The 13,891-nt window shown below is 60.7% G+C and carries 14 protein-coding genes and 1 tRNA gene; 9 read left to right on the top strand and 6 right to left on the bottom strand.

The annotated features are described in order from the left end of the window. Positions 1-36: 36 nt before the first annotated feature. Positions 37-1,518, bottom strand: a complete 1,482-nt coding sequence (gltX, locus tag ACRESH_RS10305) for a glutamate--tRNA ligase (protein WP_431741887.1) — start codon at positions 1,516-1,518, stop codon at positions 37-39. A 121-nt stretch (positions 1,519-1,639) separates the two neighbouring features. Further along, positions 1,640-3,655, bottom strand: coding sequence for an excinuclease ABC subunit UvrB (gene uvrB, locus ACRESH_RS10300; protein WP_431741886.1), 2,016 nt, complete (start codon positions 3,653-3,655; stop codon positions 1,640-1,642). 308 nt (positions 3,656-3,963) lie between these two features. Here uvrB and ACRESH_RS10295 point away from each other — a divergent pair, with 308 nt between their 5' ends. Both ACRESH_RS10295 and ACRESH_RS10290 read left to right on the top strand, forming a co-directional pair. Then, positions 3,964-5,160 carry an amino acid aminotransferase gene (locus ACRESH_RS10295; RefSeq protein WP_431741885.1) on the top strand — a complete coding sequence of 399 codons (1,197 nt, stop codon included), beginning with the start codon at positions 3,964-3,966 and terminating at the stop codon, positions 5,158-5,160. Positions 5,161-5,222: 62 nt separating this feature from the next. Then, positions 5,223-5,298 (top strand) — tRNA-Asn (locus ACRESH_RS10290). Between the two features lie 128 nt (positions 5,299-5,426). On the opposite strand, the gene ACRESH_RS10285 is transcribed toward ACRESH_RS10290, so the two are convergent. The 4 genes from ACRESH_RS10285 to ACRESH_RS10270 all read right to left on the bottom strand — a co-directional run bounded on the left by ACRESH_RS10285 (position 5,427) and on the right by ACRESH_RS10270 (position 8,404). Beyond that, positions 5,427-5,987 (bottom strand): DUF1285 domain-containing protein, encoded by a 561-nt coding sequence (locus tag ACRESH_RS10285; protein WP_431741884.1) that lies wholly within the window; start codon positions 5,985-5,987, stop codon positions 5,427-5,429. A 10-nt stretch (positions 5,988-5,997) separates the two neighbouring features. Beyond that, the gene (locus ACRESH_RS10280; protein ID WP_431741883.1) at positions 5,998-6,603 is read right to left on the bottom strand and encodes a DUF4823 domain-containing protein; all 606 of its coding nucleotides are present in this window, start codon (positions 6,601-6,603) and stop codon (positions 5,998-6,000) included. A gap of 66 nt (positions 6,604-6,669) precedes the next feature. Beyond that, on the bottom strand, positions 6,670-7,638 hold the full coding sequence (locus ACRESH_RS10275; RefSeq protein WP_431741882.1) for a GTP 3',8-cyclase MoaA: 969 nt from the start codon (positions 7,636-7,638) through the stop codon (positions 6,670-6,672). Positions 7,639-7,765: 127 nt separating this feature from the next. After that, the gene (locus ACRESH_RS10270) at positions 7,766-8,404 is read right to left on the bottom strand and encodes a TetR/AcrR family transcriptional regulator (RefSeq protein WP_431741881.1); all 639 of its coding nucleotides are present in this window, start codon (positions 8,402-8,404) and stop codon (positions 7,766-7,768) included. A 72-nt stretch (positions 8,405-8,476) separates the two neighbouring features. On the opposite strand from ACRESH_RS10270, the gene ACRESH_RS10265 reads away from it, so the two are divergent. The 7 genes from ACRESH_RS10265 (at position 8,477) to ACRESH_RS10235 (ending at position 13,880) form a co-directional block, all read left to right on the top strand. Then, entirely contained in the window at positions 8,477-9,610 is a 1,134-nt protein-coding gene (locus ACRESH_RS10265; protein WP_431741880.1) for an aminotransferase class V-fold PLP-dependent enzyme, read from the top strand. Positions 9,611-10,153: 543 nt separating this feature from the next. Beyond that, complete coding sequence (locus ACRESH_RS10260; RefSeq protein WP_431741879.1) at positions 10,154-10,288, top strand: hypothetical protein; 135 nt, start codon at positions 10,154-10,156, stop codon at positions 10,286-10,288. Between the two features lie 103 nt (positions 10,289-10,391). Further along, on the top strand, positions 10,392-10,727 hold the full coding sequence (locus tag ACRESH_RS10255; RefSeq protein ID WP_431741878.1) for a hypothetical protein: 336 nt from the start codon (positions 10,392-10,394) through the stop codon (positions 10,725-10,727). After that, positions 10,724-11,668: a magnesium transporter CorA family protein gene (locus tag ACRESH_RS10250; RefSeq protein WP_431741877.1), complete on the top strand. Its 945-nt coding sequence runs from the start codon at positions 10,724-10,726 to the stop codon at positions 11,666-11,668. Before ACRESH_RS10255 ends, ACRESH_RS10250 begins: the two co-directional genes overlap by 4 nt. Before the next feature lie 44 nt (positions 11,669-11,712). Next, entirely contained in the window at positions 11,713-12,030 is a 318-nt protein-coding gene (locus ACRESH_RS10245) for a hypothetical protein (RefSeq protein WP_431741876.1), read from the top strand. 3 nt (positions 12,031-12,033) lie between these two features. After that, positions 12,034-12,984, top strand: a complete 951-nt coding sequence (locus ACRESH_RS10240) for a CorA family divalent cation transporter (protein ID WP_431741875.1) — start codon at positions 12,034-12,036, stop codon at positions 12,982-12,984. Continuing rightward, positions 12,981-13,880, top strand: coding sequence for a CorA family divalent cation transporter (locus ACRESH_RS10235; RefSeq protein WP_431741874.1), 900 nt, complete (start codon positions 12,981-12,983; stop codon positions 13,878-13,880). The genes ACRESH_RS10240 and ACRESH_RS10235 overlap by 4 nt, the downstream gene beginning before the upstream one ends. Positions 13,881-13,891 lie beyond the last annotated feature (11 nt).

The following is a 13,891-nucleotide window of genomic DNA, read 5'->3' as shown; positions in this document are numbered from 1 at the left end:
CCCACTGTAGGAGCGGGCTTGCACCCGCGAAGACTATCAGGCGATGGTGCCCAACAGCTTCTCCCACTCCTTGTTTTCCTTCTTCGATACACCACCGAGCAGGTCCAGCGCCTGGCGCAGACGGTAGCGGGTCAGGTCCGGACCAAGGATTTCCATAGCGTCGAGCACCGATACCGAGCTGGCCTGGCCGCTGATCGCGGCGAACATCAGCGGCATGGCATCACGCAGTTTCAGCTCCAAAGCCTCGACCACGGCCTGGATGCAGTTGGTGATGCGGTCTTTTTCCCACTGGCGCAGGCTTTCCAGCTTCCACAGGATCAGCTGGATGACCTGACGCACCTGGTCGGCCGACAGCTTCTTGTGCTCGAACAATTTGGCATCGAGCTTGAGCGCGCCTTCAAAGAAGAAGCCCCCCAGCGGTGCGATCTGGCTGAAGGTCTCTACCCTGCCCTGCACATGCGGCGCGATCTTCATCATGTAGTCGCTGTTGAACGCCCACTTCTGTATCCGTGCAGCGAATTCTTCCACCGGCAGCTCGCGCAGCCACTGACCGTTGAGCCAGGACAGCTTCTCGATGTCGAAAATCGGCCCACCCAGGGAAATCCGCGACAGATCGAAGTGCTCGACCATCTCGGCCAGGGAGAACTTCTCGCGCTCGTCCGGCATCGACCAGCCCATGCGGCCCAGGTAGTTGAGCATGGCTTCAGGCATGAAGCCCATGCGCTCGTAGAAGGTCACCGAGGTCGGGTTCTTGCGCTTGGACAGCTTGCTCTTGTCCGGGTTACGCAGTAGCGGCATGTAGCACAGGGCCGGCTGTTCCCAACCGAAGTACTCGTACAGCTTGATCAGCTTGGGCGCCGAGGGCAGCCACTCTTCGCCGCGCAGCACGTGGGTGATGCCCATCAGGTGGTCGTCGACGACGTTGGCCAGGAAGTAGGTCGGCAGGCCGTCGGTCTTCATCAGCACCTGCATGTCCATGCGGTCCCACGGAATCTCGACCTCGCCACGGAGCATGTCCGGCACCACGCAGACGCCTTCGCTCGGCACCTTCATGCGGATCACATGCGGCTCGCCAGCGGCCAGGCGGCGCTGCACTTCTTCGGCCGACAGCAGCAAGGCGCGACCGTCATAGCGCGGGGTCTCGCCGCGGGCCATTTGCTCGGCACGCATCTGGTCCAGCTCTTCGGCGGTGCAGAAGCACGGGAAGGCGTGCCCCAAGTCGACCAGTTGCTGGGCGTACTGCTTGTAGATGTCGCCGCGCTCGCTCTGCCGGTACGGGCCATGCGGGCCACCGACGTCCGGACCTTCGCTCCACTCGATACCGAGCCAGCGCAGGGCGTCGAAAATCTGCTGTTCGGACTCGCGGGTCGAACGCAACTGGTCGGTATCTTCAATACGCAAGATGAACTCGCCGCCGTGCTGCTTGGCAAAGCAGTAGTTGAACAGGGCGATGTAAGCGGTGCCGACGTGGGGATCGCCAGTAGGCGAAGGCGCGATACGCGTGCGAACGGTGGTCATGGAGAGTCTCGAACTAGAGATGAATCAAAGGCTGGATGTTAACAGGGAGCGGGCATCCGGCTCCAGCAATGGGCGCGATCGTCACCTGTGTGCGAGCCTGGCTAGTCCCATGATGAAGCCCTCACATCGTGATCAAACGCTCGCGCAACGCGGTTATTTCGTCACGCATTTGCGCTGCGGCCTCGAACTCCAAGTCCCGCGCCAACTGGTACATCTTCTCTTCCAGCAGCTTGATCCGTTTGGCAATCTCGCCGGGTGAGCGCAGTTCGGCTTCGTAGCGCGCGCTTTCTTCGGCCGCCTTGGCCATGCCCTTGCGCTTCTTGCTGCGCGAGCCGGGCACGTTGGCGCCTTCCATGATGTCGGTGATGTCCTTGACCACGCCCTTGGGCACGATGCCGTTGGCTTCGTTGAAGGCAATCTGTTTGTCACGACGGCGTTCGGTTTCACCGATCGCCCGCTCCATCGAGCCGGTCATTCTGTCGGCATAGAGAATCGCCCGGCCATTGAGGTTGCGCGCCGCTCGGCCGATGGTCTGGATCAGTGAACGCTCGGAACGCAGGAAACCTTCCTTGTCGGCATCAAGGATCGCCACCAGCGACACCTCGGGCATGTCCAGGCCCTCGCGTAACAAGTTGATCCCCACCAACACATCGAAGGTGCCCAGGCGCAGGTCGCGGATGATCTCGACGCGCTCCACGGTGTCGATGTCCGAGTGCAGGTAGCGCACCCGCACGTCGTGATCGGCCAGGTAATCGGTAAGGTCTTCGGCCATGCGTTTGGTCAGGGTGGTGACCAGCACACGCTCTTCCAGCGCAACACGCTTATGGATTTCCGACAACAGGTCGTCGACCTGGGTGGTGGCCGGACGCACCTCAACCTGAGGGTCGACCAGGCCGGTCGGGCGCACCACCTGCTCCACTACCCTGCCAGCATGTTCAGCCTCATAGGGCCCAGGCGTGGCGGACACGAAGATCGTCTGTGGACTGACGCTTTCCCACTCGTCGAAACGCATGGGCCGGTTGTCCAGTGCCGATGGCAGGCGGAAGCCGTACTCCACCAGGGTTTCCTTGCGCGAACGGTCCCCCTTGTACATCGCCCCCACCTGGGGAACGCTGATATGCGACTCGTCGATCACCAACAACGAATCAGCCGGCAAGTAGTCGTAGAGGGTCGGCGGCGGCGCCCCGGCCGGACGCCCGGAGAGATAGCGCGAGTAGTTCTCGATGCCGTTGCAATAGCCCAGTTCGAGGATCATTTCCAGATCGAAACGGGTGCGCTGCTCCAGGCGCTGGGCCTCGACCAGCTTGTTGGCCTTGTGCAGGTATTCAAGGCGCTGCTGCAGCTCTTCCTTGATGCCCTCCACTGCTTCGAGCAGGGTTTCCCGAGGGGTCACGTAGTGACTCTTGGGATAGAAGGTGAAGCGCGGCAACTTGCGGATCACCTCGCCGGTCAACGGGTCGAAGGCGGCAATGTTCTCGACTTCATCATCGAACAGCTCGATGCGGATCGCCTCCAGGTCCGATTCGGCCGGGAAGATATCGATCACATCGCCACGCACCCGGAAGGTGGCGCGGGCAAAGTCCATTTCGTTGCGGGTGTATTGCAAGTCGGCCAGCCGACGCAGCAAGGCGCGCTGATCGAGCTTGTCGCCGCGATCCACGTGCAGGACCATCTTCAGGTAGGTTTCCGGGCTGCCCAGACCGTAGATGCAGGACACCGTGGTGACGATGATTGCATCGCGACGTTCCAGCAGCGCCTTGGTCGCCGACAGGCGCATCTGCTCGATGTGGTCGTTGATCGAGGCATCCTTCTCAATGAAGGTGTCGGAGGACGGTACGTAAGCTTCGGGTTGGTAGTAGTCGTAGTAGGAAACAAAGTACTCGACGGCGTTATTGGGGAAAAACGCCTTGAACTCGCCATACAGCTGCGCTGCCAGGGTCTTGTTCGGCGCCAGCACCAGGGTCGGTCGCTGCACTTGGGCAATGACGTTGGCGATACTGAAGGTCTTGCCCGAGCCGGTCACCCCAAGCAGGGTCTGATGCGCCAGGCCCGCGTCGATGCCTTCAACCATCAGACGAATGGCTTCGGGCTGGTCGCCGGCCGGCTGGAAACGGGTGACGAGCTGGAACTCGGACATGACAAACCTCTGTGTTTTCGCGACGTTTTTATCGCAGACGCCGGCAACTGTATTTATAGACAGTAGTTATACCGAATTAGGGGTCTTGAGCGCCAGTTTCAACTTAATGTCGTGGGCATTTCTGATTATGGACCGGTCAATTCGACTAACGGTCGAAAAATAATCGGCGAAACAGCAGGAAAAGCTGCGTCAGACTGTCGCCGTGACCGATGGGTATCACTATACTGACTCCCCGTTTGTGCACCGCTCTAGTGCATTCGACTGGAGCGTGCGACCTCTTCCACTCTCCATTCAGAGCCAAGGTAATAATGAGCCTGTTTTCCGCTGTCGAGCTGGCACCACGCGATCCCATTCTGGGTCTCAACGAAGCTTTCAACGCCGATACCCGTAGCAACAAGGTCAACTTGGGTGTAGGTGTGTATTGCAACGAAGAAGGGCGTATCCCACTGCTGCGTGCAGTGATCGAAGCCGAAACCCAGCGCGCTGCCCAGCACGCTTCCCGCGGTTACCTGCCGATCGACGGTATCGTCGCCTACGACCAGGCCGTGCAGAAGCTGCTGTTCGGTGCCGAGTCGCCGCTGCTGAGCGCCGGCCGCGTGGTCACCACCCAGGCCGTCGGCGGTACCGGCGCCCTGAAGATCGGTGCCGACTTCCTCAAGCAGCTGTCGCCCAACGCTGTCGTCGCCATCAGCGACCCGAGCTGGGAAAACCACCGCGCCCTGTTCGAAACCGCTGGTTTCCCAGTGCAGAACTACCGCTACTACGACGCCGCCACTCACGACGTCAACCGCAGCGGCATGCTCGAAGACCTCAATGCCCTGCCAAACGGCTCGATCATCGTGCTGCATGCCTGCTGCCATAACCCGACGGGCGTCGACCTGAGCCTGGACGACTGGAAAAACGTCCTGGAAGTGGTCAAGGCCAAAGGCCACGTGCCATTCCTCGACATGGCCTACCAAGGCTTTGGCGACGGCATCCACGAAGACGCCTTCGCCGTACGACTGTTCGCCGAGTCGGGCCTGGACTTCTTCGTCTCCAGCTCGTTCTCCAAATCCTTCTCGCTGTACGGTGAGCGCGTTGGCGCCCTGTCAATCGTCACCGAGTCCAAGGAAGAGGCCACTCGCGTGCTGTCGCAAGTCAAGCGCGTGATCCGCACCAACTACTCCAACCCGCCGACCCACGGCGCCACCATCGTCGCCACCGTGCTCAACAGCCCTGAGCTGCGCGCCATGTGGGAAGAAGAACTGGCCGAAATGCGCCAGCGCATTCACGGCATGCGCAAGCAGATGGTCGAACTGCTGGCCCAGTACGGTGCCAAGCAGGACTTCAGCTTCGTCGGTCGCCAGCGCGGCATGTTCTCCTACTCGGGCCTGAGCGCCGATCAAGTGGCGCGCCTGAAGAATGAGTTCGGCATCTACGCCCTGGATACCGGCCGCATCTGCGTGGCCACCCTGAACCAGAGCAACATCCATGTGGTGACCAAGGCTATCGTCGAGGTCCTGTAACTGACTTTTTGCCCGGGGGAGGCTTGACTTCCCCTTAGCAATCAGTAAGATACGCCACAGATTCCGCGATAGCTCAGTCGGTAGAGCAAATGACTGTTAATCATTGGGTCCCAGGTTCGAGTCCTGGTCGCGGAGCCAAATACTTGAAAAACCTCCAGTTGCGCTAAGCACTGGAGGTTTTTTCGTTTCAGCCCCTCGCCCTTTACCCTGCCCTACAAGCTGATAGGGCTTGGTTACTGGCCGCCGCTCATCCAGCGGGAGGCCAATCAGCTGCGACCAATGGGGTAGAAGGTGCCGCCACTCCAGACACCCAGCCATTGCTGCCCGTCGATCTGGCGCGGCACAGCCAGCTCCACCAACTGATAAAACACATTGCGATGGATCAGCGCTTCGAGGTTGCTGCGCATGCGTACATAGGGCGACGGCTCCTGGGTCTGCACATCGATTTCGAAGCGCAAGGGGTGTTCAGGACCAGCTTCGACCTGATCCTCGACATTGCTGATGAACCGCAGCACCTGCTGCTCACCTGTGCCCTGCACATCCAGGGCCACCGCCACGAACGGCGCATCGTCGACCTTGATGCCGACCTTCTCCACCGGCGTCACCAGGAAATAGTCGTCACCGTCCCGGCGAATGATGGTGGAGAACAGACGGACCATAGGCTTGCGCCCGATCGGCGTGCCGAGGTAATACCAAGTGCCGTCACGGGCGATGCGCATGTCGATGTCGCCACAGAAGTCCGGGCTCCACAGATGCACCGGTGGCAGCCCTTTTTCGGACTTGGGAATCTGTGCCAGGAGATCACTGGCCTTGCCGGTATCTGTCATCACCCTTTCCTCAACGGCTCATGCCCAAAAGACTACGAGCGTAATCCTCAAGTGGCAGCCCGAGCAAATCTTCCGGCTTATTGTCGTGAAACGTCAGCAATCCGCCGCGGCTTTTGATCCGCGCGGTATCGATCAGGTAGCGGGTATTGGTTTCGATGAGCATCAGCTGGACCACACCGGTATCGATGCCCAGACGGTCGAGCGCTTGCTCGTCATACCATTCGTCGCCATTGCCGATGCGGTCGTCGGTGCGGGCAAAGCGGGCATAGAGAAGGTAATGGGCACCCACCCCACGCGCTTCGACCAGGGCCTGTTCCAACCCCAAGGGGGCCTGGGCCCGGCGGACCATGGGGAAGTACTCGATAAAGCCCTTGAAGGCTTCCTCAGCCACCACATTAGGCCGCGGATAAGGCCCCTTTCCCGGAGGGACGAAGGCACCCTGGCCAATATAAATGAATGAATCAGGCTGCAGGCGCACCGACAACGAACGACGGGTATCGCTGTGATCGAGCAGACCAGCATCGCTCATGTGATAACGGGCACCCTCGCCCATATCGCTGACATTCATACAGCCGCCCAACGCCATCAGCGCCAGCAGCAAAACCAGGCTACGCATCTATCCTCCAGTGGCCGGTGACGGAAAACCGGCGAACGGCTGACAGATGCAGCTTTTGCGCCAGTCTTAGCCGCCGATGATCTTCATCACCGTTGCACCACCGGAAAACGCCACCGACTGCTTGTCGCCCAAAGCCTTGAGAAGCAATCCTTGCAGGGCGGGCAAGGCTTGATGGCGCGGTTTGTCGAGCAGGTCGCCGATAAAGTGACGGTTGCTCGATGACAGACAGCCATGCAACCAACCCGTGGAAGACAGGCGCAAACGCGAGCAGGTTCGACAGAACGGCACGCTTTCATTGGCGATCACCCCAAAGTAACCCTGACCAGGAATCTGATAGCGCAGCGCCGTGGCATCCACCGGCGCGTTGGCCTGCAGGTATTCGTAGCGCTCGCCAATCAACTGCAGCAAGTGCTCGAGACTGACGAACTGCTGCAGGAAGGCATTGCTGTCACGGGCCAGGTGTCCCATACGCATCAATTCGATAAAACGCAGCTCGAAACCACGGGCCAGGCAGTACTCCAGCAGCGCCAGCACCTGGTCGAAGTTCTGCCCACGCAAGGGCACCATATTGACCTTGATTTTCATCCCGGCCGCACTGGCCTGCTCCATGCCATCAAGCACAGTGGCCAGGTCACCACCGCGCGCTATACGGCGGAAGGCATCAGGATCGAGGGTGTCGAGGGAAACGTTGAGCCGACAAATGCCGGCCGCACGCAGCAGCGGCAGCTTGCGCGCCAGCAACTGGCCGTTGGTGGTCAGACTGATTTCGTCCAGCCCCAGGCCAGCGACCGAAGTAAGAAACGTTTCAAGCTTGGGACTGACCAGCGGCTCGCCGCCCGTTACGCGTAAACGCTCGATGCCGGCCGCTTCGATCAGATAGGCCACACCGCGGGCCATGGCCTCGGCAGACAGCTCATCCTGGGCCGCCACCAGACGCTTGCCGTCCGGTACACAATAGGTGCAGGCATAGTTGCAGGCAGCGGTAAGGCTGACACGCAAATTGCGAAAACGCCTGCCTTGGCGGTCGACGATCATGGATGACTCCGGCATGGATAAATCGGGCCTGCAAAACCTGACTCAAAAATCAGGTTTTTGCAAGCCTCATACCTGAGTATATTCCTGCAGGGGCCACACCAGTAACTTCGTTGGGCCTCTGGATGTGTCAGTTGCCGGTCGTGTCCGGGTCGCGCTTGCGCTTGTTGCCCATGCGCACGCCGATATCCATCAGGAACTGGAAGAAACCTTCCTGGTCCTCCAGCACGTTGCTCCAGAACGGCGAATGGTAGAGCGCCACAGCCCCATGCACCAAGGCCCAGGCGGCGCAGTAGTGGAAATACGGCGGCACGTCTTCAAGCTTGCCTTCGCTGATGCGGCCTTTGATCAGCAAGGTCAGGCGGTCGAAATTGGAGGCACGGATCTTGTGCAGCTCCTCGACCATCTCCGGCACCTGGTTGCCCTTGACCACCTTTTCTTCAAGACGGTCGAACAAGCGGTAGCGCTGCGGATCGCGCATGCGAAATTCGAAGTAGGCACGCGACAGGGCTTCCTTGTCGCGGTCAACATCGGCAGAGTGCAGCAGTTCGTTCAAATCGCGCTCGTAGTCGAGCATCAGGCGCAGGTAGATCTCCGCCTTGGATTTGAAATGCTTGTAGATCGTGCCTTTGCCGATACCGACTGCATCAGCGATCATCTCGACGGTGACACTGTCTTCACCCTGTTCGAGAAACAGCTTGAGCGCGGTATCGAGAATTTCTTGCTCACGGCGACGAAACTCACGGACCTTACGAGGTTCTTTCTGCATAAGAAGGACTGGATCAAAATCGAAGCCGGTTATTATGCCTAACTTGCGCCAAAATGCACGGATCATCCGACCATGTCTATGTTTCTTGATGAGTTTGAACAGGCTCCAGGCCTTCGCTACCTGAACCACGCTGCCGTCGCCCCATGGCCAAGAAGGGCCAGCCAGGCCGTTGCCCGCTTCGCCAATGAGAACGTTTTGCTCGGCGCCAGGGACTATCCAGACTGGATGGCCATGGAGCAACGCCTACGCGAACGCTTGATGCGCCTGACGAATGCGCCGTCGACCGATGACATCGCCCTGATCAAGAACACCTCCGAAGCGCTTTCGTTCGTCGCTTTCGGACTCCAGTGGCAAGCGGGTGACCGGATTGTCATCAGCGATGAAGAATTCCCCTCCAACCGCATCGTCTGGGAAGCCCTGGCCGACCAGGGTGTAGAAGTGATCCAGGTGAGCCTCAAGGGACAAGACCCGGAAGCCGACCTGCTGGCCGCCTGTGGTCCGCAAGTGCGCCTGCTGGCGATCAGCGCCGTACAGTTCGCCAGCGGCCTGCGTTTGGACCTGGTGCGGCTCGGCCAGGGTTGTCGTGAACGCAACGTGCTGTTCTGCATCGACGCCATTCAGCAACTGGGCGCCCTGCCCTTCGATGTGCAAGCCTATCAGTGCGATTTCGCCATGGCCGATGGTCACAAGTGGATGCTCGGCCCTGAAGGCCTCGGTGTTTTCTACTGTCGCACCGAGGTTCGCCCACAGCTGAAACTCAGCGAATACGGCTGGCACATGCTCGAACACATGGGCGACTACACCCGCACCGAGTGGGAGCCGGCCCGCAGCGCCCGGCGCTTTGAATGCGGCAGCCCGAACATGCTCGGCGCGGCGGCGCTGGACGCCAGTCTGTCGCTACTGGAAGAAGTGGGCATGGAACAGGTATCCACGCTTCTGGCAGAACGGGTGCAATGGCTCTATGAAGGGCTGGCGGCGATTCCCGGGGTTCAGTTGCACAGCCCGGAAGATCCGCAGCGCCGTTCGGGCATCGTTTCGTTCAGCATCGACGGGGTGGACAATGCCCAGGCCTATCACCAGCTGAAACAACAGCAGGTAGTTTGTATTACCCGCGGGCCTGGCGTGCGCTTTTCCCCGCATTTCTACACACCCAAGCAGATAATCGACGAAACTCTGGCAATTGTGCGGCAAATTGCAGAGCGATGAGTGCTCAGCAGCCGTGGTCGTATTCCAAATCTGTTTAAAAAACCAGCAACAGCCGCTGGCAGCTCGCCAATCCTGACCAATACTTCAGGTGTTGGCGCGGCGCATCCCCCCAAGTGGCGCGCTGATAAAGGTGCTCAGGGACCGTGTGCCTTTGTTTTACTCCTAATGGTCTTAACCCGGATTCACCCCCCAGAACCCGGGTTTTTTTTGCCTGACGCCAGCAACGGGCCTCACTCTATACCTTGGTATATATCGATTATCCCTTGGCCGCTCCGGGGTATCCCATTGCTGTCTGGCATCGAGCAAATACTGATGCGAGAATTTCCCCCAGTCGCAGGTTGACGCAGTTCGAACACCGCGTTGACACACCGCTCCAAAGAGGAGGAAGTCCATGGACCCCGATCCGCATCGGCGCCCGAGCGCGCCTGAACCCGCCTTGCAACCAACCATGATCGCAACCTATCGGAGGACACTGGCTCCGAGGCAGCTACTCACCTGAACGTGTGAGATGCCTTGGCGACCGTGCGTCCCGAGGACAGTCTCATGCTGATGCTCCATATTCTCCCCGGCAACACCCGTCAGCGCGCACCGCGCGCCCTCACTGCCCATCTCCCCTCGGCACCAAGTGCCTTACTGGCTTCCTCTGCCCGCCTGGAAACGACCCTGCGCGTCGCCTGAGCCGGTACACCTTCAATTCACACCGTCTCGCCACCCGGCATGTCGAGCGACAGAAGTCGCACGCCGCCGCGCTGGCCAGCAATTCATCAGACGAGGCCGCAGCATGCCGCAGATGATCAGCGCTCCGCCGTCCACCCCCTCAGCCGACAGCATTCTCCAGCCCCTGGTCTGGACACGAACCGCACGACGCTTCAGCAACATCCCGCCTGCAGCGCCCAGGCGCTGGTCCCGCTATGAGCGACTGTCCTTCTCGATGCTGGGCTACACCTGGGGCATCCTGGTCATCGCGGTCAGCGCCCTGCACTTCGGCAACTATGACCTGGACACCAGGACTTCATCCACATCCGGCTCACATTCCGGTTTCTATGAAAGCGCCAAAGCACTCAAGCCCTCGGTGCAGGGTACCCGCCAGCCTGCGTCGCAAGGAGGCCAGCCATGACCCTAGAACAACAGGGTGCTGACCGTCGCACAGCGGACAACGGGCAAACACCCCATGACTGGCTGCGCATCAGCAGCGCCACGCCGGAAAAGTTGAACGAGGTCAGACAGGCCCTTGGCATCGACATCCCCCGGACACTACAGCGCATCGTGAGCCAGGACGGCGAGTTCAGCTACTTTCCGATCACCTTCCTTGGCGTCGACAACGGCCGCAAGAAGGCCAGCCGGGTGGTGTTCGTGCTCGGTCGGCAGATACTGATTTCGCTGGAGCCCGATCCTGCTCCACAGCCCCTGACGGTGGCCCTGAACCGGCTCGCGCGTGACGGACGAGACAGCTGTGCACTGCTGAGCTTCGCCGCGATTCTTCAGGCCATCAACGATGCCACCGACGAGTTGCTGGACTCACTCAACGAAGACTTGGGCAAAGTGCTGGTACAGACCAACTCGGTGCTCAACAGCCTGGAGACGCGCGACCGTGACTTTGGTGCCAGCGACGTGGTGTCGACACAGCTGAATCTGGGCGAAGTGGAAGAACTGCTGTCGGACTGCATCGAAAGCCAGCTGCAACTGGCCCTCGCCGCACGCCATGTACTGGGACGCCTGTCGGCTGCGAACGCCCGCTTGAGGCCGCTGTACCAGACGCTGATCGCCGACATCGAAGCGGTCGAGGAGCACGTCAGCTTCGTGCACGACCGTGTGCGACTGCTGCAGACCACCAACAACATGGCCCTGAACGTCAAGCAGAACCAGATCGTCAAGGTGTTCTCGGTGATTACCGCAGTGTTCCTGCCGGCCATGCTGATCTCCACGTACTACAGCATGAACGTTGCCAACATGCCCATTCTCGAGTGGCAGTACGGCGAACCCATGATCATCGCCCTGACAGCCTTTCTCGCGGTGCTGCCACTGCTTTACGTAAAGCACCGCGGCTGGCTGCGGTGAATGACCACGGTCAGCGGATCGTACTTAACTCTGGAGAATCCCCCATGCCGCCAATCCTTAACGACGCAACGCCACCCACCCCTGCTAGCCCTGGCACCCTGCAAGGCCTGGTCTGGAACGCCGACCTGACCCTGCAGGACGATTCGAATCCAGCCGCCCTGCAACGCCGCCAGGCGATTGACCGCGCCCGTGCAAGCCGCCCACGCACCGCGCAGATCGAGCGAGAAATCATGATCGCGGTGATCGTGCTCTACGCCCTGATCCTGGGCAGCTTCGCCGCGCTGCACCTGTACGGCGAACATGCCCTGCCAGCAACGACCGAGCAGAGCGCGCAGGCCGAGTTGACTGGAACAGGAGGTTGAACCATGACCGCAAAGCAACCTGAGCTGATGCGTGCCGTCGGGCATGCCGATGAACTGCAGCAAGCCGGCTGGCTGCGCCTGTCCGCCGGGCAGCACGAGCAACTGCGCGCTGCGCACAGCCAGCATGGCGTTGACCTGTCAATCATCCGTGGTCGTGCGGCCACCGAGGAAGGCGACTTCATCATCATTCCGCTGGAACTGGTGATTCACCAGGAGCAGCAGTACCTGGAAACCAGCGTGCTGTTCGCCCTCAGCAAGGATGTATTGATCAGCGTGGAGAAGGATGTCCACCTCAACGCCCTGGAGCAGGCCAGCCAGCAACTGCTGGAAACACGGCTGGCCGGCCGCCCGCTCGATCCGGCCGGGATGCTGTTCACCCTTCTCGAAGTGCTCAACGATTCGGCGCACGCGGCCATTCGCGAGATTTCCGCACGCCTGGACGAGCGCAGCGAAATCGTCGCCATTGCCAGCGGCGGCTTCGAGATGTCCAAGCGCCAGGCCGGCGTTGCCGACATCGCCGGGACAGCCATCGCCCTGGGTGAGGCCGAAGAGCTGGTCGCCAAGACGGTGGAGGGGCAACTGATGCTGGCCCGTGCCGGCCGCTGGCTGCGGCGGGTGGCAGGTGAAGCCCGCTTCGAGCAGAGCCTGCCCATGCTGCTGTCCGACATCCAGAGCCTGAGACGCTATGCACGATTTCAGCACGACAAGATCCGCAACTTGCAGCAGTCGCTGATGACCACCATGGACATCAAGCAAAATCAGGTAGTCAAAGTGTTCACGGTGGTCACCGCGGTTTTCACCCCACCCACCCTGGTGGCCTCATTCTACGGACAGAACTTCGCTCACATGCCGGAGCTGGAATTGCCATGGGGCGAATGGATGGTCATGGGCCTGACAGGACTCTTCGCCCTGATGCCACTGCTCTACATCAAACGCAAGGGGTGGATGCGATGAACGCAATCAACCAACTACCGGCCTGGCAGCGGCTACACGCTGCGGATCCGCAGGCGCTAGAGGACCTGGGCAGACTCCACGGCATCAATCTGATCCCTGAACCCATCGCGCGACCCGGCACCACCCTGCGCATACGCTGCGCCCGGCTGCAGGACGACCAGGTGCTGGTAACAGATCTGCTGTGGCGCCAGGGCGACGATGACCACCCACTGTTCACCGTCGAGACCGGGCACCGGGTGCTGCGTCCCGGCCAGGCATTCGAACGGATCCAGGCCCAAGGACTGTCGACCGACAGCTCCCAGTCGATATCGCTGGTGCTGCTGCACCAGTTGCTAGGCCAGACCTGCCTGGTACTCGATCGCATCGACCAGGGCCTGCGCGTGTCCATGCAGTCCATTCGGACCTTCCAGCTCAACGCGGGAACTGACAACACACGGGGCGCGGAAGATCTGGCGGATGTGGATGGTCATCTGGCGACGCTGAACGCGCCGCTGTCGTTCGTCCTGCAGTCGCTGGATGACCTTGAGCAGGCCGCCCTGCGGCTACGCCGGGCGATGGTGTGCAGGCCCACGGCAAGGCCGGAAGATGCCGATGAGCTGATCGCCCACATCGAAGGCGTGCAGCGCCGTGCGCGCTTCATCCTGGAACGTCAACGCTTTCACTGGCGCGCCGCTGGCGAGACGGTAGCGATGAGCGACCTGAACGTCACCAAGGTGTTCAGTGTGTTGTGGGCCGCGTTCATCCCCGGCACTGCCCTGATCAACTGGTACGGTCAGAATTTTCGGGTGATGCCCGAGTTGTCCTGGGACGGCTCCCTGTGGACGCAACTGCTCGCCGTGCTGGTGCTGACCGCGGTACCGGTGCTGATGGTCAAGCAATCGGGTGCGCTGCGCTGATCTGCGCCCGC

Origin of the sequence: Pseudomonas sp. (genome assembly GCF_050739775.1) — a bacterium.
In the GTDB taxonomy this organism is placed as follows: Bacteria; Pseudomonadota; Gammaproteobacteria; order Pseudomonadales; family Pseudomonadaceae; genus Aquipseudomonas.
This window is presented reverse-complemented; position numbering and strand designations above follow the sequence as displayed.

Coding starts and splice junctions, on each gene's coding strand:
- gltX (WP_431741887.1), bottom strand. CDS start 1,518: ATGACCACCGTTCGCACGCGTATCGCGCCTTCGCCTACTGGCGATCCC.
- uvrB (WP_431741886.1), bottom strand. CDS start 3,655: ATGTCCGAGTTCCAGCTCGTCACCCGTTTCCAGCCGGCCGGCGACCAG.
- ACRESH_RS10295 (WP_431741885.1), top strand. CDS start 3,964: ATGAGCCTGTTTTCCGCTGTCGAGCTGGCACCACGCGATCCCATTCTG.
- ACRESH_RS10285 (WP_431741884.1), bottom strand. CDS start 5,987: ATGACAGATACCGGCAAGGCCAGTGATCTCCTGGCACAGATTCCCAAG.
- ACRESH_RS10280 (WP_431741883.1), bottom strand. CDS start 6,603: ATGCGTAGCCTGGTTTTGCTGCTGGCGCTGATGGCGTTGGGCGGCTGT.
- ACRESH_RS10275 (WP_431741882.1), bottom strand. CDS start 7,638: ATGATCGTCGACCGCCAAGGCAGGCGTTTTCGCAATTTGCGTGTCAGC.
- ACRESH_RS10270 (WP_431741881.1), bottom strand. CDS start 8,404: ATGCAGAAAGAACCTCGTAAGGTCCGTGAGTTTCGTCGCCGTGAGCAA.
- ACRESH_RS10265 (WP_431741880.1), top strand. CDS start 8,477: ATGTCTATGTTTCTTGATGAGTTTGAACAGGCTCCAGGCCTTCGCTAC.
- ACRESH_RS10260 (WP_431741879.1), top strand. CDS start 10,154: ATGCTGATGCTCCATATTCTCCCCGGCAACACCCGTCAGCGCGCACCG.
- ACRESH_RS10255 (WP_431741878.1), top strand. CDS start 10,392: ATGCCGCAGATGATCAGCGCTCCGCCGTCCACCCCCTCAGCCGACAGC.
- ACRESH_RS10250 (WP_431741877.1), top strand. CDS start 10,724: ATGACCCTAGAACAACAGGGTGCTGACCGTCGCACAGCGGACAACGGG.
- ACRESH_RS10245 (WP_431741876.1), top strand. CDS start 11,713: ATGCCGCCAATCCTTAACGACGCAACGCCACCCACCCCTGCTAGCCCT.
- ACRESH_RS10240 (WP_431741875.1), top strand. CDS start 12,034: ATGACCGCAAAGCAACCTGAGCTGATGCGTGCCGTCGGGCATGCCGAT.
- ACRESH_RS10235 (WP_431741874.1), top strand. CDS start 12,981: ATGAACGCAATCAACCAACTACCGGCCTGGCAGCGGCTACACGCTGCG.